This is a genomic window from Caulobacter segnis, assembly GCF_003243465.1.
Lineage (GTDB): Bacteria > Pseudomonadota > Alphaproteobacteria > Caulobacterales > Caulobacteraceae > Caulobacter > Caulobacter segnis_A.
The window spans coordinates 37,977-62,411 of sequence record NZ_QFQZ01000007.1; the positions used below are offsets into that span (position 1 = coordinate 37,977).

Below are 24,435 nucleotides of genomic sequence, written 5' to 3' on the forward strand. Positions count from 1 at the left end.
GGGGTTCAAAAGCAAGAGGGTTAACGCGGCTTAAGGATTTGCCAGGCCTATTGTCGCAGGCCTAGAAGCCCGCATGAACCTGCCCCTGACCCTCGCGGCCTGCGCTCTCTTCCTCGCCCTGGCGATTTTTTGCGGCTGGCGGGGCGCCCGTCCGATCAATGTTTTAAAGGGTCCGCGCCTGGTTCCGTGGCGTCCGCTGATGATGGTCTGCGTGGTCGCCCTGATGTTGATGATGGTGCATCTGGCCAACCTTCTGGGCGTCCAGACAGGCAACCAGACGCGCTATTAGGTCGCGGCCTTCTTGGGACGCTTGGTCAGGCCCGAGACGCCTCCGGACGAGAGGAGACCGATGTCGGCGAGCAGGAAAGGGATCGCCCACTTCTGGGGCGCGGCAATGTAGCGCGGCTGCCAGACAGGGTCATATTTATCTTTGTACCGGCGCACGCCCTGGAAATTGTAGATTTCCTCGCCGCGTTCATAGAGCAGCCGGCCGACGCGCGACATGATCGGGGCGAGCGGCCGGTCTTCCAGGCCGGCAAGCGGCGCCATGCCGAACTCGAACGCCTGGTAGCCCTCGTCCTTGCCCCACTGCAGAAGCTCGACGAACAGGTAGTCCATGACGTTCTTGGGCGCCTCGTCGGAGTAGCGCATCAGGTCCATGGAGAACGAGACCTTCGAGGCGGTCAGCCACAGGGTGGCGAAGGCGACGATCTTGCCCTCTTCGCCCCGCACCACCGCCACCGGGAACTCGGCGACATACCGCGGATCGAAGCCGCCCATCGAGAAGCTCTTCTCGCCGCCGGCGTGGTGGCCGAGCCAGGCGTCGGAGATCGCCTTCAGTTCGTCCATGATCGCATCGGCCGCGCCCACGGGAAGCACCTCGAAGGCCGCGCCGCCCTCCCCGGCCTTGCGCCAGTTGCGGCGCAGGACCTCGCGACGGCGGCCGACCAGGCTGAACGCCTCCAGCGGCACGGCCGCGCTCTCGCCGGTCTTCTGGATGGCGAGGCCAAGATCGACGGTGTCGGGCAGGTCGTCGGGACCCAGGCCATAGAAGCCCGCGCGCGCGGCGTGGGCGTCGGCCAGCTCGCGGAAGCGCCAGAACAGCTCCATCCGCTCGTCCTGGCGGCCGACCGGCGCGCCCAGGGCGATCCAAGACCGCCCCCGCACGCCGAACATCAGGAAGGTCTCGCCCGAGGCCGAGAACAGAAAGCGCTTGTCGCCCAGCAGGGCCAAGTTGGCGCTGGGCTCGGCGTCCTCGGCCTTGGCCAGGATCGCCCGGACCTTGTCGAACTCCGGATCGGTGTCGTCGACGACGGCCGGCGTCGCGGCGGTCGAGATCAGGCGCCAGATGCCCACGGCCAGCAGCACGATCGCCGCGGCGACCGACGAGCGGATCGCGCGCGCGGCCTCGTCGTGGTCCTGCAGGACGCGGATCCAGGACTTGTCGGCGAATTCGGTGTGGTGGAACGACCACCAGCCCAGCAGGCTGGCGCCCACGATCGCCGCCGCCGCCGACAGCAGCCAGCCGGGCGTGATCTCCATCCGCGACAGGGCCGCCTTGCGCGGGAAAGCGTCCCGGAACGGCAGGATCAGCAGGAAGCAAAGCAGCAGCGTCGCCGTCTCTTCCCAGTTCAGGCCCTTGAAGATCGCCAGCACCGCGGCCGAGGCCAGCACGATCAGGGCCGCCCACCAGGCCGCGCCCAGGCGGGAGCGCAGGCCGAAGGCCAGCAGCAGCAGCACCAGGCCCAGGATCGACGAGAAGAAGTGGCTGATCTCGATCAGCAGGTCGGGCGCGAAGGCCAGCAGAAGCAGGAAGCGGGTGGGCTCGGACGGCGTGGCCCCCGACGCCAGAAGCATGACCCCAGCCGACGCGGTCAGGATCGCCGCCAGGGTGGGGGCGATCGCAAGAGCCGCGGGCCTGAAAACTGTCGAGGACATCCAGATCCCGAAACGACGAATCCCTGACGGGATCCAGTAGCGTCCTCATATAGCCTGCAAAGTGTGAAGTGGTCGTGGCCGTTGCGGCGAACGATCGTTTGAATCGACTTGCCCGCGCTGATGCGAAGCGTAGTGTGGCCGCAAGAGACAATACGCTTAGGGAGATGAGACGATGGCCGATTTCGGGGGAACCGAACTCGACGCCTTCCGCGCCGAGACCCGCGCCTGGCTGGAAGCCAACTATCCGAAGTCCCTGAGCGCGCCGATGGCCGAGGACGAGGCGCCTTGGGGCGGCCGCAAGATGGCCTGGAAGAACCCCGACGCCAAGCTCTGGCTGGACCGCATGGCCGAGCGCGGCTGGACCGCGCCGATGTGGCCGAAGGAATATGGCGGCGGCGGCCTCTCCAAGGCCCAGAACAAGGTGCTGGAGCAGGAGCTGCGCCGGATCAAGGCCCGCCCGGCCCTGATGAGCTTCGGCGTCTGGATGCTGGGCCCGGTGCTGCTGGAATACGCCACCGAGGAACAGAAGCAGCGCTTCCTGCCGCCGATCGTGCGCGGCGAGATCCGCTGGTGCCAGGGCTACAGTGAGCCCGGCGCGGGCTCGGACCTGGCCTCCCTGCAGACCAAGTGCGAGGACAAGGGAGACCACTACCTGATCAACGGCCAGAAGGTCTGGACCAGCTACGCCGACCAAGCCGACTGGATCTTCTGCCTGGTGCGCACCGACACCACCAAGAAGCACGAAGGCATCTCGTTCGTGCTGTTCGACATGACCTCGCCCGGCGTCGAGGCCCGGCCGATCAAGCTGATCAGCGGCTCTTCGCCCTTCTGCGAGACCTTCTTCGACAATGTGAAGGTCCCGAAGGAACAGTTGGTCGGCAAGCTGAACGGCGGCTGGGACATCGCCAAGCGCCTGCTCCAGTACGAGCGCCAGAACATCAGCGCCTCGGGCTTCGGCGGCGGCGGCGGCCTCTCGCCCGTCGAGGCGGCCAAGACGGAGATCGGCGTCGACGCCGAGGGTCGGATCGCCGACGGCGACTTCCGGGCCCGCCTGGCGGCCCACTCGATGGACGCCCACGCCTTCATGCTGACCGTGCGCCGCGCCGAGGCGGAGTCCAAGCAGGGCACAGGCCCCAGCGCCGCCGTCTCGATCATCAAGTACGCCGCCGCCAAGATGAACCAGGAGCGCACCGAGCTGCTGGTCGAGGCCTTGGGCTTGCAAGGCCTGGGCTGGGAGGGCGAAGGCTTCAGCGCAGAGGAGCTGGCCGCTCCACGCGCGATGCTGCGCGCCAAGGGCAACTCGATCGAGGGCGGCACCAGCGAGGTGAACCTGAACGTCGTCGCCAAGCGCGTCCTGGGCCTGCTGGACCACCAGTAAGGCCGATGATCGAGTACTGGCCATGTTAGAATTTTGGTACGAGTTCGCGTCGACCTACTCCTATCCAGCGGCCATGCGGATCGAGAAGCTGGCCGCCGACAAGCGCGTGGCCGTGGCGTGGCGGCCATTCATCCTGGGCCCGCTGTTCCATGAACAGCAGGGGCTGAACGACAGTCCGTTCAACGCCTTCCCGGTGAAGGGCGACTACATGTGGCGGGACCTGGCGCGCGTCTGCGACGCCGAGGGCCTGCCGCTGCGCCATCCCAGCCAGTTCCCGCGCAACAGCCTGCTGGCCGCCCGCGTCGCCATCGTCGGCCTGGAGGACGGCTGGACGCCGGCCTTCAGCCGCGCGGTCTACCAGGCCAATTTCGTCGACGACCAGGATATCGGCAGCCCTGACGTCCTGGCCCCGTTGATCGCCTCGGTCGGCGCGGGACCTGAACACGTCCTCGCGGCGGCGCAGTCCGACCCGATCAAGACCCGCCTGAAGGACCACGTCCGCCAGGCCAAGGAGCGCGGCCTGTTCGGCGCGCCGAGCCTTCTCACCGCCGACGGCGAGCTCTTCTGGGGCAACGACCGTCTGGAACAGGCCCTCGACTGGGCCGCCCGTCACCAATCCAGGGAGCACGCCTGATGGCCGTCCTGACCGAAGAACAGACGATGCTGCGCGACGCCGCCAAGGGCTGGGCCAGCGAAAGCGCCCCCGTCGGCGCCCTGCGCAAGCTGCGCGACGGCAAGTCCGGCCGCAGCTTTGATCCCGTCGCCTGGAAGGAAATGGGCGAGATGGGCTGGGCCGGGGTTATCGTGCCCGAGGCCTACGACGGCTCGGCGTTCGGCTATCTCGGCCTTGGCCTGATCCTGGAGGAGACCGGGCGCACCCTGGCGGCCTCTCCCCTGCTGTCGACGGCGATGATCGCCGCCTCGGCGCTGCAGCTCGCGGGCTCGGACGCTCAGAAGCAGGCCTGGCTGCCGCGCATCGCCAGCGGCGAGATCGTCGCGACCCTCGCCGTCGATGAAGGCTCGCACCACGCCCCGGCCCGCACGGCCCTGACCGCCACCAAGAGCGGTTCGGGCTATGTCCTGAACGGGAGCAAGACCTTCGTTCTGGACGGCGAGGCCGCCGAGCTGCTGATCGTCGTCGCCCGCACCGGCGGCGCGCCGGGCTCCACCGAAGGCCTGACCCTGTTCCTAGTCTCCGGCGACGCGCCGGGCGTGACCCGAACCCATCTGGCCCTGATGGACTCGCGCGGCGCGGCCCAGATCGCCTTCGACGGGGTCGAGGTTGCGGCCGACGCCGTGCTCGGCGAGATCGACAAGGGCTGGGCGGTGCTGGAGCCGACCCTCGACCGCGCCTATGCCGGTCTCGCCGCCGAGATGCTGGGCAGCGCCAGCGCCGCCTTCGACATCACGCTGGACTATCTGAAAACCCGCACCCAGTTCGGCCAGGTGATCGGCTCATTCCAGGCGCTGCAGCATCGCGCCGCCAAGTGGTTCACGGATCTGGAGACCACCCGCTCGTGCGTCGAGGCCGCGCTCGAAGCCCTCGACAGCGGCGCCGACACCCGCGCCCTCGCCTCCCTGGCCAAGGCCAAGGCGTGTGAGCTGGTCCACCTGGCCTCCAACGAGATGGTCCAGATGCACGGCGGCATCGGCATGACCGACGCCCACGACGCGGGCCTCTACATGAAGCGCGCGCGAGTCACCGAAGCCCTGTTCGGCGGCGCCAGCTTCCACCGCGATCGCTATGCGCGGCTGATGGGCTTCTGAACGCCTCTAGGCGCCACACAACAACTTAAAAGCCGCCGCGCTGGCGGCTTTTTTATTGCGCACAATGGAGGGTCGTCTGGTCTGGCATCGTCTTGACTTCGCCGCAATGTCGGAAACCCGACTATGTACGGTTGTGCCAAATGATGGTTGCTCGAATTCAGACAGAAGACGTCTTGATTTTTTACCCCCCACCTAACTGGATTGTGTCGACTACGCGACGGCGCCGCCCATTCGACCCACCTATAGCTTGCAACCCTTGCCGTAAGACGGCGTTCGATTCAGCATGCTAGGGTCGCTTTATCTCTTGAAGAACCGCCTCCTTTCCGCTTTGCCGTCAGAGGACAAGGCTCTTCTCGTCCCATACCTCGCGGCGATGGATCTCGATAAAGGCCGGCTCCTGTACGACCCGGGCGACGTGATCGATCAGATTTATTTTCCCAACGACGGCGTCATTTCCCTGATGACGCTGATGGAAAGCGGCGCGGCCATCGAGTCCGCCACGATCGGTCGTGAAGGCGCTCTGGGCCTGATGGCCGCGGTGGCGCCGCGCCAGTCGCTGTCGCGCGCGATCGTTCAAGTGCCGGGTTCGGCGCTTCGGATCGCCGCGGGGCCACTACACGATGTCTGGAAGCGAAGCGCCGCGCTTCGGGGCCTTGTGGACCGACACAACGACGCCCTGTTCGGCCACGCGATCCAGTCGGTGGCCTGCAACGCCCTGCACGCTGTCGAGGCGCGGTTCTGCCGCTGGCTGCTGTCGTGTCATGACAGGATCGACAGCAACACCGTCAGCCTGACCCAGGAATTCCTGGCCGACATGCTGGGCGTCCAGCGCACGACCGTCACGGCCGTCGCCGGCTCGCTGCAAGCCAAGGGCTTGATCCGCTATCGCCGGGGCGTGGTCGACATCCTGGATCGCGCGGGCCTCGAGGCGATGACCTGCGAATGCTACGGCGCGGTGCGCAGGAGCTATGAGCGGCTGCTGCCCGACCCGTTCGGCGACGAGGACGCGCCCGGCCTGCGCCTGCGCGGCTGATCCTAGCGCCGGCGCGCCGGCGCGGGCGCGTGGGCCAGACGCAGCAGGTTGGCCGCGCCCGGCGCCCCGAACGGCGTGCCGGCCACGACCAGCAGACGTTCGCCCGGCGCGACCAGACCCAACTCCAGCGCCTTGCTCGACGCATCGGTCGTGACGACCTCCAGGCTGTCGGGCTGGGCGCTGACGCGCGACTCGACGCCCCAGACGAGCGTCATGCGGCGTACCGCATCAAGGCGGGGCGACAGGGCCAGCACAGGCTGTAGCGGCCGCTCGCGCGACAGGCGGCGGGCGGTCGCGCCGGTCGTCGTGAACGCGACGAGGCACTTGGTCGAGCCCGACTTGGCGGCGCCGGCGGCGGCGACCACCAGCACGTCGGCGTCCGCGTCGTCGTGGCTCTGCTCGGCCTGCATCAGCTCGGGCCAGCGCGGATCGCGCTCCACCCGTTCGATGATGCGGTTCATCATCGAGACGGCCTCTTCCGGATAGTCGCCAGCGGCGGACTCCGCAGACAGCATCACCGCGTCGGCGCCTTCATAGACGGCGTTGGCGACGTCGGAGGCTTCGGCGCGCGTCGGCGTCGGCGAGCTGGTCATCGACTCCAGCATCTGGGTCGCGACGATCACCGGAATGCCGCGCTCGCGGGCCGCGCGCAGGATTTCCTTCTGCGCCACCGGCACCTCTTCGGGCGCCATTTCGACGCCGAGGTCGCCGCGGGCGACCATGACGCCGTCGCACAGGTCGAGGATCGGACCCAGCACCTTCAGCGCCTGGGGCTTTTCGATCTTGGCCAGCACGGCGGCGCGGCCTTCGACGATCCGGCGCAGCTCGGCCATGTCTTCCGGCGCCTGCACGAAGGACAGGGCGATCCAGTCGACGCCGAGGCGCAGGGCGAAGGCCAGGTCCTCGCGATCCTTGGCGGTCAGCGGCGACATCGGGATGACGACGTCCGGGACGGCCACGCCCTTGCGCTCGGACAACTTGCCGCCGTTGACGACCGTGGTGTTGGCGTAGCCGGGACCGGCGTCGGTCACCGTCATCCGCAGCTTGCCGTCATCCAGCAACAGGGTCGCGCCCGGCCGCATGGCGGTCAGGATTTCCGGATGCGGCAAGTGCACGCGGGTCGCGTCGCCGGGCGTCGGATCGCTGTCGAAGCGGAAGGCCTGACCGGCCTTCAGCATCACCGGGCCGTCGGCGAACTTGCCGACGCGCAGCTTGGGCCCTTGCAGGTCGGCCAGCACGCCCAGCGGCCGCCCGACCTCCTTCTCAGCCTCGCGAATGGCCTTGTAGACCGCCGCATGGGTTTCGTGGGCGCCGTGGCTGAAGTTCAGGCGGAAGACGTCCGCCCCGGCCTTGGCCAGGGTGACGATCATCTCCGGCGAACTGGAGGCCGGACCGATGGTGGCGACGATGCGGGAGCGGCGAGCGCGGATCATGCCGCGGCTCCGGCGTCGATGATCAGTTCGCCGGACAGAAGGCGTCGCCCTCGTTTGAGGCCAGCCGGATTTCTGTGAAGGTCAGCGACAGTCGCCCGGATGTCGTCAGCGCGAACGGCGCGCTGATGCGCGTCATGTCCGCGCCCTTTGCCTTGAAACAGGACAATTTGATCTTGGCCGTACGCCATTCGCCGATTTTCACACCTGACAACGTTGACGTTACGTCTACCGCCGCCCCGCAGGATTCGCCACAGGCGATGGCCAGGGAGACGGGTTTGTCTGGGGACGCATCGACCCGATAACGGAGCATCACGGCCATGTCGCCGGTGGTCTGGCGCGACAGGTCGACGGGACGGCCGGAGATGGCCAGAAGCCCCGGCCCCTCCCCGGTCCACACCGCTTGGCGGGCGTTTTCCTGAGCGCCGGCGTCGATGGTCTTGGTCGCCACGGCGCCCGACGTGGTCAGGGTCCAGGGCGATGGCGAGCGGCCGGCGATGAAGTAGCGGTCGACATTCACGGCCGCCGCCGACGAGACGCCGGACTCTTCGGACAGCACGGCCACCTTGCCCGGCTTGGCGTAGCTCAGGCCATAGCCGTAGGCGAACAGCGGATCATAGCCCTTGTCGCCGACATTCAGCGGCTCCTGGTCAGCGCGCTTGGGCCACGAATAGGACAGCTTGCCCGTGAAGTCGAAGCGGGGCTTGCCGGCCTTGTCGCCGATCAGCACATCCGCGACGCCGCCCCCTTCCGAGCCGGGCAGCCAGGCCGCGACGAAGGCGTCCGAGGCGTTGATCTCGGGGTTGGTCCACAACGGGCGGCCGCTCAGGAACACCGACACCACGGGGATGCCCTGGGCCTTCAGCTTCTTCAGTAGAGCCAGGTCGGTTTTGTCGCCGGGCTGGTATTCGGCCGTGGCGATATCGCCCTGGAACTCCGCATAGGGGTTCTCGCCGAACACCACGATCGCGACATCGGGCTTTTGCTTGTAGTCGCCGCTGACCGACAGCTCGGCGCTGCCGCCGCCAGCCTTCACGGCCTCGGCGATGCCGCCAAAGATCGACTGACCATTCGGGAAGTCGCTGTTCTTGTTGCCCGTGCCCTGCCAGGTCAGGGTCCAGCCGCCGGCGGCCTTGCCGATGTCGTCGGCGCCGTCGCCGGCCACCAGCACGCGCGCCGAGCTCTTCAGCGGCAGGACGCCCTCGTTCTTCAGCAGGACCAGCGACTTGCGGACTGCCTCGCGCGCCACCGCGCGGTGGGCCGGCGAGCCCAGCAGCTCCAGCTTGCCCTCCAGCGGGCGCTTGTTCTCGAACAGCCCGGCCTTGACCTTGACGCGCAGGATACGGCGCACGGCGTCGTCGATCCGCGCCATCGGGATCTGGCCGGCCTTCACCTGGGCCAGGGTGTTGTCATAGAGGCCCTTCCAGCTATCGGGGGCCATGATCATGTCCATGCCGGCGTTGTAGGCCTGGGCGCAGCTGGTGTTGGTGCAGCCCTCGACCTGGCCGTGGGCGTTCCAGTCGCCGACGACGAAGCCCTCGAAGCCCATCCGCCCCTTCAGCACGTCGGTCAGCAGGCTCTTGTTGCCGGTGTGCTTGACGCCGTTCCAGCTGGAGAACGAGACCATGACCGACAGGATGCCGGCGTCGATGGCGGGCGGATAGCCGGCGTTGTGCAGGCGGATCAGCTCGGTCTCGGGCAGCTTGGCGTCGCCCTGGTCCTTGCCGCCGTCGGTGCCGCCGTCGCCCAGGAAGTGTTTGGCCGAGCCCGCAATACGTCCGGCGGCCAAAGGCTTGCCGGCGACCAGCGCGCCCTGCAGCCCCAGCGTCATCGGACCGGCATAGGTCTTCACGACCTCCGGATCCTCGGCGTAACCCTCGTAGGTGCGGCCCCAGCGCACGTCGCGCGGCACGGCCACCGTCGGGCCAAAGGTCCAGTCGGCGCCGGTCGCGGCCATCTCTTGCGCCGTGGCCTCGCCGATGCGGCGGATCAGGTCCGGATCGCGCGCCGCGCCCAGGCCGATATTGTGCGGGAAGATCGTCGCGCCGACGACGTTGTTGTGACCGTGGACGGCGTCGACGCCGAAGATGATCGGGATCTCCTGGTGGCCGCCGCGGTTGTCGAGAGCGGCGGCGCGGAAGGCGTTGATCCACTCGATCCAGCGCTGGGCCGAGGCGCGGTCATTGCCGTCCGGCGCGCTGTTGCCGCCGACCAGCACCGAGCCCAGGCGGTACTTCTTGAGCTCTTCCGGCGTGATCGAGGCCCCGTCCGCCTGGATGGTCTGGGCGACCTTCTCCTCGACGGTCATCTGGCTCATCAGCTTGGTGACGAAGGCTTCGGTCTTGGCGTCGGTGATCGCCGCGGGGCTGGCCGCCTTGGGCCACAGCGCCGGATGGGTGGTCGCCGCGCCGGGCGAGGACTGGGCGAGGACGGCTCCAGGAAGTCCCCCTGCGATCGCCAAGGCCATCACGGAGACACGGAGGGAGCGACGCGAAAACATGAGCGGTCCTCGAAAGCCTTTGCCAGGCTGCAAACTTTTTATGGGGAAGAAAAGCGCCCGGCGCGGGGCTTGCGGGATCCCGCGCCGGGCGAAAGAGAGCGGCTAGGGTAGCCGCCTGGAGGGGAGTGATCGTGCGCGCAGGACGGCGCGACGGGCGCTGGTTGGGCCAGGCGGGATCATGGCGTTTCCTCCTGACGCCGCCTTTCCTTGGGCGACCGTCTTGATCGCCGACGATCTCAATCCGAAAGGACAGCGCTGTCAAGGGTCATTCCCGTCGGACGGCCAAGTATTCGATCCTAGGTCGGGGCTTTTCCGGTCGACTCCCGGACGACCAGCTCGAACTCCAGCAGCCGCGACGGCGGCGGCTCGCCCGCGTCGTGATGAACTCCGCTCATCAGCATGTCGGCCGCCGCCCCCGCCATGGCGGCGATCGGCTGGCGGACGGTGGTCAGCTGCGGCCAGGTGATCCGCGCGCCGGGCGTGTCGTCGAAGCCGGCGATCGATAGCTGGGAGGGCACGTCCAGCCGCATCCGGTTGGCGACCGCCATGACGCCCAGAGCCATGTCGTCGTTTGACGCGAAGATCGCCGTGGGGCGATCGGCTCCGCCCAGCAGGCGCTCGGCCGCCTCGAAGCCGGAGCGGAACGAGAACCACCCCTGCTCCACCCGATCCTGCCGCACCGGCAGGTCGGCGTCGCGCATGGCGTCGACAAAGCCATGATGGCGACGCGCCGAGGCGCCGTGATCGGGGTGACCGATGATGAAGCCGATATCGCGATGCCCAAGGTCAATCAGATGCCGGGTCATCTCATAGGCCGCGCGGCGGTCGTCCATGCTGACCCACGGGGCGCGCTCGATGTCGTCGCCCGGCGCGATCCGGACATAGGCGACGCCCTCGCGCTCCAGGGCCGCCAGTACGACCGGATGGTCGCTGAGCGGCGGCGTCAGGATCACGCCGTCCATGCGCAAGGTCGCCAGCATCGGCGACACCTGCTCGTCGACGTCCCCCCGGGAGTCGATCGGCTCGACGATCAGGTGGTAGCCCTCCTGCCGGCAGCGCGCGATCGCCCCAAGCTGCACGTCGGTGACGTAGCCGGGGCTGGGGTTGTCGAAGAAGACGCCGATCAGATAGGCCTTCGCCCCCGCCAGGCTGCGCGCCGAGATGTTGGGGCGATAGTTCAAGGCCGCCACCGCGGCCTGGACGCGGTCGCGGGTGTCGGCCTTGACGTTGGGCTCGCGGTTGAGCACCCGCGAGACGGTCTTGATCGACACGCCGCTCTCGCGGGCCACGTCGTGGATCGTGATCTTGGCGCTCAATTCCGTCCCCCACCGCACCGATTCGTTCGGTTTGGCGGGTACTAAGCCATGACAAGGTTGTCATGGCGAGCCCCAAGAGGAAGCCTAGGCGACGGCCGACCGTCCCTCCGGCGTCAGCACGACCGCCGCGCCGATCAGCGCGGTGTGCGGGTGCAGGATGGCGTGGGTGGGGATGGTCTGGGTGAAGCCCGACAGCCGGCCCTTCGCCTCGAAGCGCGCTCGGAACGGGCTCTTTTCGAGAATGTCGATGATCCGCGGCGCGATGCCGCCGGCGATAAACACGCCGCCCCGCGCGCCCAGGGTCAGGGCGATGTCGCCGGCCGTCGAGCCCAGCACTGCGCAGAAGCGGTTCACGGTCGCCAGGCAGTCGGGGCAATCCTCGGTCGCGCGCTCGGTGATCTGCTTGGCGGTCAGGCTGTCGACCTTGCGGCCCTCGGCCTGGCCAAGGGCGACGTGCAGGTCTTCCAGGCCGGGCCCCGACAGGATGCGCTCGACCGACACGCGGCCGCCGTTTAGCTGCTGGGACAGCAGCCGCAGCACCTCGATCTCGACCGCGTCCAGCGGCGCGAAGGCGACGTGGCCGCCCTCGGTCGCCAGCGGAATTTCCTGGCCGTGACGCCGAACCAGGCCGGCGACGCCAAAGCCGGTGCCCGGGCCGAGGATGGCAAGGTCGCCCTCACCCAAGGTCGGCAGATCACCGATCTGGCGCAGGTCCTTGGGCGAAAGGCGTGGCGCGGCCAGGGCCTGGGCGGTGAAGTCGTTGATCAGCTTGGCGCTCCGGAAGCCGCCCGCGCGCCGCAGGCCATCCTCGGAGATCCGCCAGTCGAGGTTGGTCATGTGGACCTGACCGTGGTCGATCGGGCCCGCCACGGCGACCACCGCCTGGTCGGCCTGCTTGACGCCGACCTTGTGCAGATAGGCCTCGATGGCGTCCTCGGCCGTGCCGTAGTCCTCGCCCTTGAACGCCGTCGGCTCGATCAGGCGCGGATCCGCACCGTCGAACTCGACCAGGGCGAAGCGGGCGTTGGTGCCGCCGATGTCGCCGACGAGGCCGAGACCCCCGCTGTGATGACCATCCATGACCTGATGCTTCCTCAACCGAAGACGGAGGCGCCGGCGTCGGCTGCGCCGACCCCCGACCGCATCCATCCGAACAGTTCCCTGCCAAAGCCCGGCTTGGACGCCGGGACGCTTGCTGGCGTGCGGGCGAGCAGCGTCGCTTCGTCCACCAGGATCTTCAGTTCGCCCGTCTCGGCGTTGACGCTGATCACGTCGCCGTCCTGGACATAGGCCAGAGGTCCGCCCTTGGCGGCTTCCGGCGTCACGTGGATGGCGGCGGGCGTCTTGCCGGAGGCGCCGGACATGCGGCCGTCAGTGACCAGGGCGACCTTGTAGCCGCGGTCCAGCAGGACCGAGATCGACGGCGACAGGTTGTGCAGCTCCGGCATGCCGTTGGCCGAGGGGCCCTGGAAGCGAAGCACGACCACGACGTCGCGATCCAGCTCGCCGCGCTTGAAGGCGGCGATGAAGTCTTCCTGCTCCTGGAACACGGCGGCCGGGGCGACGATCACCTGGTGCTCGGGCTTCACGGCCGAGATCTTCATCACCCCGCGGCCCAGGTTGCCAGCCATCAGGCGCAGGCCGCCCTCCTTGCTGAACGGGTCGGAGACCGGGCGGACGATGGCCGGGTCCAGGCTCTCGGCGGCGCCGTCGCGCCACTTCAGCTCGCCACCGTCGAGGTAGGGCTCCTGGGCGTAGCGGGACAGGCCGGGGCCGGCGATGGTCAGGACGTCCTCGTGGACGAGGCCGGCCTTCAGCAGTTCGCGGATCACGAAGGCCATGCCGCCGGCGGCCTGGAAGTGGTTCACGTCGGCCGAGCCGTTCGGATAGACGCGGGCCAAGAGCGGCGTGGCGCGCGAGATGTCGTCCAGGTCCTCCAGCGTCAGCACGACGCCCGCCGCGTGGGCCATGGCGATCAGGTGCAAAGCCAGGTTGGTCGAGCCGCCGGTGGCCATCAGGCCGACCACGCCGTTGACGACCGACTTCTCGTCGATCATCCGGCCGACCGGCACATACTCGTTGCCCTTGGCGGTGACGGCGGCGGCGCGGCGCGCGGCTTCCTTCACCAGGGCCTCGCGCAGCGGGGTGTTGGGGTGAACGAAGGCCGAGCCGGGCAGATGGAAGCCCATCAGCTCCATCAGCATCTGGTTGGTGTTGGCCGTGCCGTAGAAGGTGCAGGTGCCGGGGCCGTGATAGCTGGCCTGCTCGGCCTCCAGCAGCTCGGCGCGACCGACCTTGCCTTCGGCGTAAAGGGCGCGCACTCGGGCCTTCTCGCTGTTGGGCAGGCCCGAGGTCATCGGGCCCGCCGGCACGAACAGGGCCGGCAGGTGGCTGAAGGTCAGGGCGCCGATCACCAGGCCCGGGACGATCTTGTCGCAGACGCCCAGATAGAGCGCCGCGTCGAAGGCGTCGTGGGTCAGGGCGATGGCCGTGGCCATGGCGATCACCTCACGCGAGAACAGCGACAGCTCCATGCCCGGACGGCCCTGGGTGACGCCGTCGCACATGGCCGGCACGCCGCCGGCGAACTGGGCGGTGGCCCCGACCTCGCGCGCCGCGTCCTTGATCAGGGCGGGATAGGCTTCCAGCGGCTGGTGGGCCGACAGCATGTCGTTATAGGCCGAGACGATGCCGAGATTCGGCGCGTTCGGGTCCAGGGCGCGGACCTTGTCGACGCCCGGCGAGGCGGCGAAGGCGTGGGCCCAGTTGGCGCAGGACAGCTTGGCGCGGCCAGGCTGGCTGTCGATGGTCCGCTGCATGTTCTCCAGATAGGCCGCGCGGCTGTCGCGGCTACGCGCCACAATGCGGGCTGTGACTTCAGCGATGACGGGATTGAGGCTCATGGCGTTACTCCGCCCAAAGGATGCGGACCTTGGCGCGGTCCTGCTTCAGGATGGCGGCGACCGGCAGGGCCGGATCGACGTCGCCTTCCAACAACGCCTTCTTGGCCGCTCCGGTGACCAGCAGCACGATCAGGTCGGTGCGGGTCAGGGCGGCGAAGGTCAGGCTGAGACGAGGAATGTCGGGCGCGGGGTCGCTGGGCGGCACGTCCAGGACCAGGCGGTTGGAGCGCGGATCCAGGCCCTGGGCCAGGACCGGATTGCCTGGGAACAGCGAGGCGAAGTGGCCGTCGGGACCGACGCCCAGCAGCACGGCGCCGAACGGCGTGGCGGCCTCGACGCCGGCCTCGGCGGCGCGGGCGCTGTCGGCGTGGCTCAGGCCCTCGATGTAGAGCGGCGCGAAGCTGGCCTTGGCCGCCTCCCCGACCAGCAGGTGTCGGCGCACGAGACCTTCGTTGCTGCTGGGATCGGTCGGCGGGACGAAGCGCTCGTCGGTTAGCGTGACCGTGATCTTGTCCCAGGGCGCGGTCAGGGTCGCGAGGCGGTCATAGACCGGCGCCGGGGTCGTGCCGCCGGTCGCCGCGAAGCCCGTTCGCCCGGAAGCGGCGACCGCGTTGGTCAAGGCGTCGACCAGGATCGACGCGGTGGCGTCGTAGAGGGCTTCGCGCGAGCCAAAGGCTTCCAGCTTCGGCATCGTCAAGCCTTCCACGACCGGCCGCCGGGCGAGATCAGCGCGTTGGCGGTCTGCGGTCCCCAGGTGCCGGCGGCATAGGGCGCGGGGTCAATGCCGGCCTCGGCCCAGGCGGCCGAGACGCCGTCGATGAAGCGCCAGGCCTGTTCGACCTCGTCGCGGCGCACGAACAGCGTGCGGTCTCCGCGGAAGGCGTCGAGGAACAGCTTCTCATAGGCGATCCGACGGCGGCCGCCCGTCTGGCTGAACGAGAGCGACAGGGGCAGCGACTGCAGGCGCATGCCCTCGTCAGACAGGCCCGGACGCTTGTTCATGATCGTCAGCGAGATGTCTTCGTCCGGCTGCAGGTCGATGACCAGGCGGTTGGCGCATAGCTCGCCGTCGGTGGCGGGGCCGAAGATGTTGTGCGGCAGCGGCTTGAACTGCACGACGATCTGGGTGCGGCGGTCAGGCAGGTTCTTGCCGGTGCGCAGGAAGAACGGCACGCCGTCCCAGCGCCAGTTGTCGATCGCCACCTTCATGGCCACGAAGGTCTCGGTCTTGGTGGGCTTGCCCACTTCCTCGACATAGCCCGGACGCGCGCCGCCCTCGACCACGCCGGCGACGTACTGGCCACGCACGGTGTCGTGCGCCACCGTCTCCTTGGTGAACGGACGCAAGCTGCGGAGCACCTTGACCTTCTCGTCGCGGACGGCGTCCGGGTCGAAGCCCGACGGCGCCTCCATGGCGACCAGACAGAGCAGCTGCAGCATGTGGTTCTGCACCATGTCCCGCAGGGCGCCATACTCGTCGTAATAGGGCCAGCGGTCGCCGACCTTCTCGGTCTCGGCGATGGTGATCTGCACGTGGTCGATCGTGTTGCGGTCCCACAGGGGCTCGAACAGCACGTTGGCGAAGCGCAGGGCCGTCAGGTTCTGGACCGTCTCCTTGCCCAGATAGTGGTCGATCCGGAAGACCTGGCTTTCGTCGACCACCGCCGCGACGGCGGCGTTGGTCACCTTGGAGCTCTCCAGGTCGCGTCCCAGGGGCTTCTCGAGGATCAGACGGGTCTTGGGCCCCGTCAGGCCAGCCGCTTGCAGCGCCTGGCAGGCCGGACCGTAAAGGCTGGGCGAGAGCGAGAAGAAGATGACGAGGTCGCCGTGCTCGCCGATCCGATCGGCCAGGGCCTTGGCGTCGTCCTCGCTGGTGATGTTGGCCGGCACGTAGTCGAGACGGGCGGCCAGGCGATTCCAGGCCCCCTCCTCCACGGTCGCGCGCTTGCCGAGGTGTTCGCGCACCAGCGCCTTGTAGCCGGCCGCGTCATGGTCGGCGCGCGCCACGCCGACGATCCGCAAGTCATGCGGCAGCAGCCGATCGACCTCGAGGAAATAGAGCGAAGGCAGCAGCATTCGCAGGGCCAGATCCCCCGCGCCGCCCAGCAGTACCAGCACCTCGCGGCCATTCTCGCCGTCGTTGTTGTTCGTCACCAATGTCTTCCACCCTATGACAACGTTGTCATGACATGCCTGCGGCAGAATGGCAAGCGCGAGCTTGAGCGCCGCGCTGGAGGTGGGCTCCAACGCGAACCTCCCCGGCGCTGCGCCGGCGAGCCGGCCCTAACTAGGGCAAAGCCCCTGTCACCGCCATATGACCAATGGAGTTTCCACGGCGGTTTTCTCACCGCCCAACTCTGAAAGTGAAACGCCGTGCCCGAAGAGGTCACGAATCGATCAGGGCGAGGGATGGTTATGCCCCAAGCGGCGAGGAAGGATCAGCCGCCCGCGCGCGCCGGCGCGCCGGCGGGCTGTCCGGTGCGGAACTTGTCCTTCATCCGCGCGACCCAGCCGCTGAACGCTTCGTTGTCGGCGCTGACCTTGCCGAAATCGGTCGGCGAGACGGCTTCGGAGCCCAGTCCCTGCAGCGCCACGCGCAGGCCGTCGGGATTGCCGGCGTTGTCGACGAAGCGCGTCCAGCGTTGGCGCAGGCGGCCGAGAGCCGCGTCGTCGTCGGCCAGGCTGTAGGCGACCGCGGATCGCAGCAGGCGCGCCTCGTCGGCGGCCGACAGCGCCCCCTGCCCTTTCCAGCGGTCGCCCAGCATCCGCTCGTAGAGCGCGCCGGCGGTCGGCCAGGCCCGCTGCTTCCAGGCGATGTCGGCCCGGATTTCCTGGCCGTCCTTGCTGTTGTCGCGCTCGACCATCTCGCCGGCCGCGTCGTAGCGGCCAAGGCCGATCAGGGCGCGGGCTGTGGCGAGGCGCCGCTCGGCGTTGAGGGCCGGCGGCAGAATCGTCGTGCGGGTGGCGTTGATGGTGTTGAGGGCGTCCTCGGGACGCTTGTTCATCAGGTAGATCCAGGCCAGATCGGTCGCGACCTGGGCCTTGGGCACGCCGTTCAGTCGGTTGTCGACCTGGTACTTCAAGAGCTTGGCGGCGTCGTCCAGCAGGTCGACGTCCACCAGACGGCGCACTAGGTTTCGGACCATCTGGTCGCCGTCCGCGCCGATCGGGGTCAGTTCCTGGAAGTCGTAGAACAGACCGACGGCCTGGATCGGCTGCATGCCGTCCGCCAGGCCGTCCAGGAACAAGGCCCGGAAGGTATTGGAGATCTCGTTGCGCAGGGACAGCGCCTCGGGACGGTCCGACGTGCCGCGGCCCGCCGAACGCATCACCTCCAGCGCCTCGCGATAGCGGCCCTGGTCGATATAGAGCTTGCCGAGGGCGCGGATGACTTCCATCTCGACGCCGTCGCCGCGCCAGCGGTAGCGCAGCTGGTTCAGGGTGTCGGCCGCCTTGGCCGCGTTGATCTCCCGCTTCTCGTACTGCAGCTCCGTGGCGTGCAGCAGAGCCGGCGCGGCCAGCTTGTCGTAGGGCGCGCGGGCGATGGCCTGGAACATCTTCTTGGCGCGGACCTTCTCGCCCTTGGCCTCGAAGGCGCGCGCCTGGATCAGGCGGATGGCGAGCTGGTCCTGTACGGGGATCTTGGGCTGATCCAGCGCCTTGGCGATGTACTGGAACGCGCCGGTCAGGTCGCCGACACCCAGGGCCGCCTCGGCCTGGGCGCCCAGGAAGCGCGCCTTCCAGATCGGCGGGAAAAGCTCCAGAGCCCGCCCGCCGCTCGCGAACTTGGTGCGGGCGTCCAGCCACTGGCCGTTCCTGGTGGCGATATAGCCGCGCCACAGGGCGCTCGAGGGCTCGTCCGCCAGGACCGGCGACGAGAAGTCGGCCTCGGCTTCGGCGTAGCGCCCCGCCAGCGCCCGGGCCATGCCGCGCAAGCCCCGGAACTCCGGATTGGCCATCATCGTCTGGTGCTTGCGGGCGCCGGCGTTCAGCACGCCGATCGCCTCGAACGACATCTGCGAGCCCACGAGGAAGCGCGCCAGCGCCAGGCGGGCGGCGACGTCGGCGTCCTCGTCCGGCGCGGCGCTGATCGCGCTCTGCAAGGCGTTGTAGCGCGCCAGGAAGCCGCCGGATCCGAGCTTGGGCCAGGCCTCAAGATCGATCAGGGCTGGCATGGACAGCGGCTCGGGCGCGCCCGCGACCGCCTCTTCCGGCGGGGCGGCGGCGGAGGCCGGCGACAGCGCCAGCCCCTTGGGCCGGCCGATCCGCACCTGGTCGACGCTGGCCTGGACCATCAGATCGGAGGCGTAAGCCTCCGCCGCCAGACCCTGGGCCGATTGCAGCAGGGCGAACTCGACGTAGTCGCGGCGAGAGGACAGGCCCTTGGCCGGCGCCAGGGCGGGCGCGACGATGATCTTGTCGCCGACCGCCGGGTCCTCGACCCAGAGCGCCCGCGTGACCCCAGCCACCGCCGCCGAAAGCGCCGCGGCCGGCGCGGCCTCGTCGCGATTGATCTGGATGATGTCGGGGCTCTGCTGCGGCCCCGGGCCGAAGCTGATCCGCCAGGTCGGGCCTGAACCGACCGCGACATAGGGCTCACCGACCGGCGCCACGATCCGGAGGGCCGAATAGTCCGCCCCCTTCAGCGCCTGCAGACGCGAGTAGCGCGGCGTGTTGGCCGGCAGCTTGGAGATGTCGATCCGCGCGGGGGTGTCGAAGACGATCCACACCGCCTCCCCGCGTCGGAACACGGCCGCGCCGGCGGGGGCGGCCCAGGTGAAGGACAGGGTGACCTGGCCGTCGGACCGCTCGATATCGGCGCGAACAACCCCGTCGCGCGGCATGGGATTGGGACGCCCCACGGGCGGCGGCGGCGCGCTGGGCGTGGAGGCCTGGGCGGCGGCCAAGGCCCCGTCCTTGGCGAAGATGTTGACGAAACTGACCCCGTCGGCCGCGCCCGCCTTGAAGTCCGCCTCTTCGGCGATCGTCAGGACCAGCTCCAGCGCGCCGCCGACGTGACGCGCCTCGACGCCCTTGACCCAGCGCGGCGGCGAAATCCTGAACACGGAAAGATCCGGGTCGGCGTCGCGACTGAAGCGCAGGATCAGCGCCTGGCCGTCCCGCCGGGCGGCCATGCGGGCCCCGCCGTTCCAGTGGAATTCGACCCGCGAGAAGTCCGCCGCCTGCGCGACACGCACGTCCAGCGCCGACCGCGCCGCGACGGGCGGCGGCGCGGCGTAGCCGGACGGCGCCAGCACGCCCGCGATGCACGCGGCGGCGACGCTGGATCGCAGGAACTGGCGAAGGGTCATGAGCCTCCCTTAACCGGCCTTCTTGGGCGCGCCGGCCAAAGCGGGGGCCGCGGCCTGCTGGCCGGGGGCGGCGGCCTGGGCGGCGTTGTCGGCGACGGCGGCCTTGCCCTTCTCGACGGCGGAATTCGACAGCCGCGCGGCCAGGCGCTCGGTCAGCACCTTGGCGTCGGCCGGAGCCATGTTGGCCAGGATCATCGCCAAGGTCTTTTCCTTCATCTTGGCGGCGATCGGCAGGCGCACCTCGTCGGACAGCAAGGTCATGCGGGCCGCGGCGTCCTTGGGCTTCATGCCCTGATAGACGACGACCAGGCGATCGACCTCGGCCTGCTTCTGGGAGTCGACCTGGCCCAGCAGGCCCTGGATGTCGCCCTTCAGGCCGGTCAGGGCCTTCATCTTGGCGTCGAGCTTGGCCTCGGCGGCGGCCAGCAGCTGCAGCTGCACGTCGATGTCCTGCTCGCGCTGGTCCAGCTGGCTGCGGCGGGCGCCGAGCTTCTGGATCGCGGCCAGCTCGCCTTGCGAGAGGCCCGCCTCCTTGGCCAGGGCGTCGGCGGACGGCGCGCAGGCGCGCGGCAGGGTCTGCGGGGCCTTGGCGGCCGCGGGCTGGCCCGCGCCTTCGGCCGAGGCCGCGCCCTCGCCTTCGCCGGCCTTGGCCTCGGGCTTGGCGACGCCCTCGGCGAAGGCCTTTGCGCCGCTCAGCATGTCCGGCAGCGACTTAGCGCCGGCCAGGGCGTTGATGGCCAGCACGCCGCCGACGGCGACGCCGACCAGGGGCAGGATGCGCGGAATTTTCTTCATCGGCGGGTCCTGGGATTGGGTTCGGGACGCGGGCTGTCGGCCGGTCCTTCGAAGAGATCATCATCGACCCGCGCCCGTGAACGCGGGGTTTCGCGCGTCGGGCTGGGGGCGGCGAGCGTGGGGCGAGCGCCCGGCGGCAGGCGCGCTTCGCGCTCCAGCAGGCGCTCGAAATCCTCGGCCTTGAGACGGCGCTCGGCCGACGGCGGCAGGTCCTCGACGCGACCCCGAACGGGCGGCGGGGCGCGCTCGGCACGCGAAGGCGCAGGCGGCGGGTTGCTGATCCGCTCGTCGAGCTGGGCGGCCAGGGCCTGGGCGCGCTCGATACGGATGGCCAGGGTCTCGGCCGCCTCGTCGGTGGCCGCGCGCAGGTCGGCCAGCCCCTGCTCGGCGCGGGCGGCGGCCTGGTCGAGGTCCTTGACGGCCTTGGCGAAGCCCTCGTGGCTGTCACGCAGCGCCTTCAGGCGGCGCTCCAGGCGCCAGCCGAAGGCCAGCGCCACCACCAGCAGCACCGCCAGCAACCCGTTCATGGCGAAAGCGACGAAACTCATTTCAGCTTCTGCACGGCCTTCTTGGCCGCCGGGGTCAGCGGCGCCTCGGCGCGGACGGCGATCGAGTGGTTGCGGCGGCCCATCCTGCCGCGCGTCAGCGGGATGGCCCCGGCGCGCAGCTCGACCAGGCTGTCGGGCGTGGCGTTCAGCATCAGGGTGTCGCCGACCTGCATGTTCAGCACGCGCGACAACGGCACCTGCTGCTCGTCGAGGACGGCGCGGACCTCCATCTGGGTGGTCCACAGCTCGGTGGCCAAGTGGCCTTCCCAGATGTTGTCGCGACCGAACTTCTCACCCATGAACTGCTGCAGCAGCATTTTCCGGATCGGTTCCAGCGTGGCGTAGGGCAGCAGCAGCTCGATACGGCCGCCGCGATCTTCCATGTCGATCCGCAGCTTGACCAGGATGGCGGCGTTGGCGGGACGCGCGATGGCGGCGAAGCGCGGGTTCGTCTCCAGGCGGTCCAGCGAGAAGGCGACCGGATGCAGCGGCTCGAAGGCGCTCTTCAGGTCGTGCAGCACCACCTCGATCATTCGCTGCACCAGCACGCGCTCGATCGTGGTGTAGGGCCTGCCCTCGATACGCATGGCCGCAGTGCCGCGACGGCCGCCCAGAAGCACGTCGACGATCGAGTAGATCAGGTTGGAGTCGACCGTCAGCAGGCCGTAGTTGTCCAGCTCCTCGGCGCGGAACACCGCCAGGATCGCCGGCAGCGGGATCGAGTTCAGGTAGTCGCCGAAGCGGATCGAGCTGATGTTGTCGAGGCTGACCTCGACGTTGTCCGAGGTGAAGTTGCGCAGAGAGGTCGTCATCAACCGCACCAGGCGGTCGAAGACGATTTCCAGCATCGGCAGGCGCTCGTACGAGACCAGCGCCGAGTTGATGATGGCGCGGATGCCCGTGCGGTCGTCGCCGCCGTCGCCCGAGAGGTCGAAGCCCAGCAGGCTGTCGATCTCGTCCTGGTTCAGGATCCGTTCGGACGCGCTGTCGCCGGCGCCGTCGTCCCAGCCGCCCATGCCGCCGGAAAAGTCGCCGAACTGGTTTACGCCCTCACCGCCGGGGGCGCCTTCAGAGCCCCACTGGCCCGCCTGATCGATCTCATCCGCCATGATCGTTCGCCCCAACCAGCCCGAAGACTCAGTTGATCAGCATCTCCTCGATGAGGACCGCATTCACCTTGGCCGGCGCGGCGACCAGGTTCACCCGGCGCAGCAGCTCGACGCGCAGTTGGTAGGTGCCCTGGCTGCCATTCAGGTCTTCGGGACGCAGCTCGCGCAGGAAGGATTGGAACATGTCCTGCAGCCTGGGCAGATTCGGCGTCAAAGCCTCGGCCGTGTCTTCGTCCGGCAGCTCGAAAGTCAGCTTCAGCTTCAGAAAGGTCGACTTGCCGTCGGCCGTCTGCATGTTCACGACGATGTCCGGCAGGGTGTAGAACACCACCCCGTCAGGGCCTTCCTTGATCACGGGGGCTGGACCGCCAGCGCCCGCGCCTTCCTTGCCCTTCTCGCCTTCCTTCTTCTCTTCCTTCTTTTCTTCCTTCTTCTTTTCCTTCTTTTCGGCGCCGTGCTCGCCCGCTTCCGCGGGGGGCTTGGGCTTCAGCAGGAAAAAGGCGGCCGCGCCGCCGCCCCCCAGGACCAGGACGGCGGCCGCGATGGCGATGATGAGAATAGGCGGCTTCTTCTTGGCGGGGCCTTCGCCTTCGGCGCCCTCTTCACCTTCGGGAGCTTCCTTATCGTTCTGAGCCACGCGCGCGGTTCCTTGGAATCTATATCCCATACTCATGCGCGAGCATGGTTAACGATGTGTTTTGGAGGCCATTTGGTCGCAGGCTGAATCTGCCCGGCAGACTCCGACCAACACCCCTGCATTAACCGTTCTATTTGTTGTTTTCATTGCGTTTTCCAGACTGGCACGAAGGTTGCTTCAGGAGATGCGGCGCATTTGTCGCGCCAGCCGCCCGAGTTAACTCGCCATGGACAACGCGCTCTACGTCGGCCTCTCGCGCCAGATGACGCTTCGCCGCGAGCTGGACGTCGTGGCCAACAACATCGCCAACGCCAACACCACGGGCTTCAAGGTCGAGGACCTGATGGTCCGCACCGAGCAGGCCAAGCCGGCCAAGACGCTGGATGGCGGCTCGGCCGTCAAGTTCGTGCTCGACTCGGGCGTCGCCCGCGACTTCACGCAAGGCGCGATGACCAAGACCGGCGGCGATTTCGACCTGGCCATCGAGGGCAAGGGCTTCTTCCACGTCCAGACCGCCGGCGGCGACCGCTACACCCGCGACGGCCGCTTCACGACCAACCCGACGGGCCAGCTGACCACCCAGTCGGGCCATCTGGTTCTGGATGACGGCGGCGGCCCGATCACGATCGATCCCACCCTGGGCCCGGTCAATGTCGGCAAGGACGGCGTCGTCAGCCAGGGCGCGGTCCGCGTCGGCAAGATCGCCGTCGTTCGCCCCGACAGCCTGGCCTCGATGGCCAAGGATGGCGACAACCTCTACCGCAACACCACCAACGCCGCGCTGCAGCCGGCCCCGGACGCCGCCGTCCACCAGGGCATGCTGGAAGCCTCCAACGTCCAGCCCGTCATCGAGATCACCAAGCTGATCGAGGTTCAGCGCGCCTACGAGAGCGTCGCCAAGATGATGGACAACACCTCCGAACTGTCCCGGACCGCCGTCGAGCGGCTGGGCAAGGCCAATTAGGGAACGCTAGCCGATGCAAGCTCTCCGCACCGCCGCTTCGGGCATGTCAGCGCAACAGCTGAACGTCGAAGTCATCTCGAACAACATCGCCAACATGAACACCGTTGGCTTCAAGCGCCAGCGGGCCGAGTTCCAGGACCTGCTGTACCAGACGATCGAGCGCGCCGGCTCGCAGTCGTCCAGCGACGGCAACATCGTCCCGACCGGCGTCCAGGTCGGCGGCGGCGTCAAGGCCGGCTCGGTCTATCGCATCACCGAGCAAGGCACCCCGACCCTGACCGATAATCCGCTGGACGTCGCGATCCAGGGGAAGGGCTACCTGCAGGTGCTGCTGCCTTCGGGCGAGACGGCCTATACCCGCGCCGGCAATTTCTCGACCAACGACCAGGGACAGATCGTCACCGAGGACGGCTACACGGTCCAGCCGGGCATCACGGTCCCGCAGAACGCCATCGACATCATCATCAGCAAGACCGGCATGGTGCAGGTCAAGCTGGACGGTCAGCCCCAGCCCCAGACCATCGGCCAGCTGCAGCTCGCCAACTTCATGAACGAAGGCGGCCTCGAGGCGATCGGCGACAACCTGTTCCTGGAGACCGCCGCCTCGGGCGCGGCCACCCTCGCCGCCCCCGGCCAACCCGGCTTTGGCGTGCTGATGCAGCACTACACCGAAGCCTCCAACGTCGACTCTGTCTCGGAAATCACCGCCCTGATCACCGCCCAGCGCGCCTACGAGATGAACTCCAAGGTCATCTCCACGGCCGACCAGATGCTGCAGACCACCTCGCAGATGAGGTCGTAAGCC

20 protein-coding genes are annotated in these 24,435 nt (G+C 68.6%); 7 read left to right on the top strand and 13 right to left on the bottom strand.

Annotation, left to right across the window (positions count from 1 at the left end; all coding sequences use genetic code 11):
- The first annotated feature begins 73 nt into the window (after positions 1 to 73).
- The gene (locus DI526_RS03985) at positions 74 to 289 is read left to right on the top strand and encodes a hypothetical protein (protein ID WP_304274295.1); all 216 of its coding nucleotides are present in this window, start codon (positions 74 to 76) and stop codon (positions 287 to 289) included.
- On the opposite strand, the gene DI526_RS03990 is transcribed toward DI526_RS03985, so the two are convergent.
- Positions 286 to 1,938 carry a bifunctional lysylphosphatidylglycerol flippase/synthetase MprF gene (locus tag DI526_RS03990; RefSeq protein WP_304274297.1) on the bottom strand — a complete coding sequence of 551 codons (1,653 nt, stop codon included), beginning with the start codon at positions 1,936 to 1,938 and terminating at the stop codon, positions 286 to 288. The genes DI526_RS03985 and DI526_RS03990 overlap by 4 nt on opposite strands.
- A 172-nt stretch (positions 1,939 to 2,110) precedes the next feature.
- Between DI526_RS03990 and DI526_RS03995 the strand changes: the two genes are divergently transcribed.
- The 4 genes from DI526_RS03995 to DI526_RS04010 all read left to right on the top strand — a co-directional run bounded on the left by DI526_RS03995 (position 2,111) and on the right by DI526_RS04010 (position 6,116).
- Positions 2,111 to 3,316 (top strand): acyl-CoA dehydrogenase family protein, encoded by a 1,206-nt coding sequence (locus tag DI526_RS03995; protein ID WP_304274299.1) that lies wholly within the window; start codon positions 2,111 to 2,113, stop codon positions 3,314 to 3,316.
- Between the two features lie 22 nt (positions 3,317 to 3,338).
- Positions 3,339 to 3,950 (top strand): 2-hydroxychromene-2-carboxylate isomerase, encoded by a 612-nt coding sequence (locus DI526_RS04000; RefSeq protein WP_304274302.1) that lies wholly within the window; start codon positions 3,339 to 3,341, stop codon positions 3,948 to 3,950.
- Entirely contained in the window at positions 3,950 to 5,083 is a 1,134-nt protein-coding gene (locus DI526_RS04005) for an acyl-CoA dehydrogenase family protein (protein WP_304274304.1), read from the top strand. Before DI526_RS04000 ends, DI526_RS04005 begins: the two co-directional genes overlap by 1 nt.
- 283 nt (positions 5,084 to 5,366) lie before the next feature.
- On the top strand, positions 5,367 to 6,116 hold the full coding sequence (locus tag DI526_RS04010) for a Crp/Fnr family transcriptional regulator (RefSeq protein ID WP_369691872.1): 750 nt from the start codon (positions 5,367 to 5,369) through the stop codon (positions 6,114 to 6,116).
- A gap of 2 nt (positions 6,117 to 6,118) precedes the next feature.
- Here DI526_RS04010 and pyk read toward each other — a convergent pair whose 3' ends face one another.
- The 12 genes from pyk to fliL form a co-directional block, all read right to left on the bottom strand.
- Complete coding sequence (gene pyk, locus DI526_RS04015; RefSeq protein ID WP_304274310.1) at positions 6,119 to 7,549, bottom strand: pyruvate kinase; 1,431 nt, start codon at positions 7,547 to 7,549, stop codon at positions 6,119 to 6,121.
- A 22-nt stretch (positions 7,550 to 7,571) separates the two neighbouring features.
- Positions 7,572 to 10,046 carry an exo 1,3/1,4-beta-D-glucan glucohydrolase gene (locus DI526_RS04020; RefSeq protein ID WP_304274313.1) on the bottom strand — a complete coding sequence of 825 codons (2,475 nt, stop codon included), beginning with the start codon at positions 10,044 to 10,046 and terminating at the stop codon, positions 7,572 to 7,574.
- 296 nt (positions 10,047 to 10,342) lie between these two features.
- A complete protein-coding gene (locus tag DI526_RS04025; protein WP_304274316.1) occupies positions 10,343 to 11,362 on the bottom strand; it encodes a LacI family DNA-binding transcriptional regulator in 1,020 nt (339 codons plus the stop codon).
- An 84-nt stretch (positions 11,363 to 11,446) separates the two neighbouring features.
- Complete coding sequence (gene glk, locus DI526_RS04030; protein WP_304274321.1) at positions 11,447 to 12,442, bottom strand: glucokinase; 996 nt, start codon at positions 12,440 to 12,442, stop codon at positions 11,447 to 11,449.
- A gap of 14 nt (positions 12,443 to 12,456) precedes the next feature.
- Positions 12,457 to 14,265, bottom strand: a complete 1,809-nt coding sequence (gene edd, locus DI526_RS04035; RefSeq protein ID WP_304274323.1) for a phosphogluconate dehydratase — start codon at positions 14,263 to 14,265, stop codon at positions 12,457 to 12,459.
- A gap of 4 nt (positions 14,266 to 14,269) precedes the next feature.
- Positions 14,270 to 14,956: a 6-phosphogluconolactonase gene (gene pgl / locus DI526_RS04040; RefSeq protein ID WP_304274326.1), complete on the bottom strand. Its 687-nt coding sequence runs from the start codon at positions 14,954 to 14,956 to the stop codon at positions 14,270 to 14,272.
- Between the two features lie 2 nt (positions 14,957 to 14,958).
- The gene (gene zwf / locus DI526_RS04045) at positions 14,959 to 16,422 is read right to left on the bottom strand and encodes a glucose-6-phosphate dehydrogenase (RefSeq protein WP_304274329.1); all 1,464 of its coding nucleotides are present in this window, start codon (positions 16,420 to 16,422) and stop codon (positions 14,959 to 14,961) included.
- Positions 16,423 to 16,703: 281 nt separating this feature from the next.
- Positions 16,704 to 19,577, bottom strand: coding sequence for a lipopolysaccharide assembly protein LapB (locus DI526_RS04050; RefSeq protein WP_304274331.1), 2,874 nt, complete (start codon positions 19,575 to 19,577; stop codon positions 16,704 to 16,706).
- A 9-nt stretch (positions 19,578 to 19,586) separates the two neighbouring features.
- The gene (locus DI526_RS04055; RefSeq protein ID WP_304274334.1) at positions 19,587 to 20,372 is read right to left on the bottom strand and encodes a MotE family protein; all 786 of its coding nucleotides are present in this window, start codon (positions 20,370 to 20,372) and stop codon (positions 19,587 to 19,589) included.
- Positions 20,369 to 20,920, bottom strand: a complete 552-nt coding sequence (locus DI526_RS04060) for a DUF6468 domain-containing protein (protein WP_304274335.1) — start codon at positions 20,918 to 20,920, stop codon at positions 20,369 to 20,371. The genes DI526_RS04055 and DI526_RS04060 overlap by 4 nt, the downstream gene beginning before the upstream one ends.
- Positions 20,917 to 22,029, bottom strand: a complete 1,113-nt coding sequence (fliM, locus tag DI526_RS04065; protein ID WP_304274337.1) for a flagellar motor switch protein FliM — start codon at positions 22,027 to 22,029, stop codon at positions 20,917 to 20,919. Before fliM ends, DI526_RS04060 begins: the two co-directional genes overlap by 4 nt.
- 28 nt (positions 22,030 to 22,057) lie before the next feature.
- Entirely contained in the window at positions 22,058 to 22,666 is a 609-nt protein-coding gene (gene fliL / locus DI526_RS04070; protein WP_304274340.1) for a flagellar basal body-associated protein FliL, read from the bottom strand.
- Between the two features lie 226 nt (positions 22,667 to 22,892).
- On the opposite strand from fliL, the gene flgF reads away from it, so the two are divergent.
- Together flgF and flgG are read left to right on the top strand one after the other, a co-directional pair.
- Positions 22,893 to 23,630 carry a flagellar basal-body rod protein FlgF gene (gene flgF, locus DI526_RS04075; protein WP_304274343.1) on the top strand — a complete coding sequence of 246 codons (738 nt, stop codon included), beginning with the start codon at positions 22,893 to 22,895 and terminating at the stop codon, positions 23,628 to 23,630.
- A gap of 13 nt (positions 23,631 to 23,643) precedes the next feature.
- Positions 23,644 to 24,432, top strand: coding sequence for a flagellar basal-body rod protein FlgG (flgG, locus tag DI526_RS04080; protein ID WP_304274346.1), 789 nt, complete (start codon positions 23,644 to 23,646; stop codon positions 24,430 to 24,432).
- Positions 24,433 to 24,435: the final 3 nt, after the last annotated feature.

Bases quoted from the DNA above. Each gene is read 5' to 3' on its own strand.
- DI526_RS04010 (WP_369691872.1), top strand. From the start codon at position 5,367: ATGCTAGGGTCGCTTTATCTCTTGAAGAACCGCCTCCTTTCCGCTTTG.
- DI526_RS04050 (WP_304274331.1), bottom strand. From the start codon at position 19,577: ATGACCCTTCGCCAGTTCCTGCGATCCAGCGTCGCCGCCGCGTGCATC.
- DI526_RS04055 (WP_304274334.1), bottom strand. From the start codon at position 20,372: ATGAAGAAAATTCCGCGCATCCTGCCCCTGGTCGGCGTCGCCGTCGGC.
- DI526_RS04060 (WP_304274335.1), bottom strand. From the start codon at position 20,920: ATGAGTTTCGTCGCTTTCGCCATGAACGGGTTGCTGGCGGTGCTGCTG.
- flgF (WP_304274343.1), top strand. From the start codon at position 22,893: ATGGACAACGCGCTCTACGTCGGCCTCTCGCGCCAGATGACGCTTCGC.
- DI526_RS03990 (WP_304274297.1), bottom strand. From the start codon at position 1,938: ATGTCCTCGACAGTTTTCAGGCCCGCGGCTCTTGCGATCGCCCCCACC.
- glk (WP_304274321.1), bottom strand. From the start codon at position 12,442: ATGGATGGTCATCACAGCGGGGGTCTCGGCCTCGTCGGCGACATCGGC.
- flgG (WP_304274346.1), top strand. From the start codon at position 23,644: ATGCAAGCTCTCCGCACCGCCGCTTCGGGCATGTCAGCGCAACAGCTG.
- pgl (WP_304274326.1), bottom strand. From the start codon at position 14,956: ATGCCGAAGCTGGAAGCCTTTGGCTCGCGCGAAGCCCTCTACGACGCC.
- pyk (WP_304274310.1), bottom strand. From the start codon at position 7,549: ATGATCCGCGCTCGCCGCTCCCGCATCGTCGCCACCATCGGTCCGGCC.
- edd (WP_304274323.1), bottom strand. From the start codon at position 14,265: ATGAGCCTCAATCCCGTCATCGCTGAAGTCACAGCCCGCATTGTGGCG.
- fliM (WP_304274337.1), bottom strand. From the start codon at position 22,029: ATGGCGGATGAGATCGATCAGGCGGGCCAGTGGGGCTCTGAAGGCGCC.
- DI526_RS03985 (WP_304274295.1), top strand. From the start codon at position 74: ATGAACCTGCCCCTGACCCTCGCGGCCTGCGCTCTCTTCCTCGCCCTG.
- DI526_RS04000 (WP_304274302.1), top strand. From the start codon at position 3,339: ATGTTAGAATTTTGGTACGAGTTCGCGTCGACCTACTCCTATCCAGCG.
- DI526_RS04005 (WP_304274304.1), top strand. From the start codon at position 3,950: ATGGCCGTCCTGACCGAAGAACAGACGATGCTGCGCGACGCCGCCAAG.
- DI526_RS03995 (WP_304274299.1), top strand. From the start codon at position 2,111: ATGGCCGATTTCGGGGGAACCGAACTCGACGCCTTCCGCGCCGAGACC.
- DI526_RS04020 (WP_304274313.1), bottom strand. From the start codon at position 10,046: ATGTTTTCGCGTCGCTCCCTCCGTGTCTCCGTGATGGCCTTGGCGATC.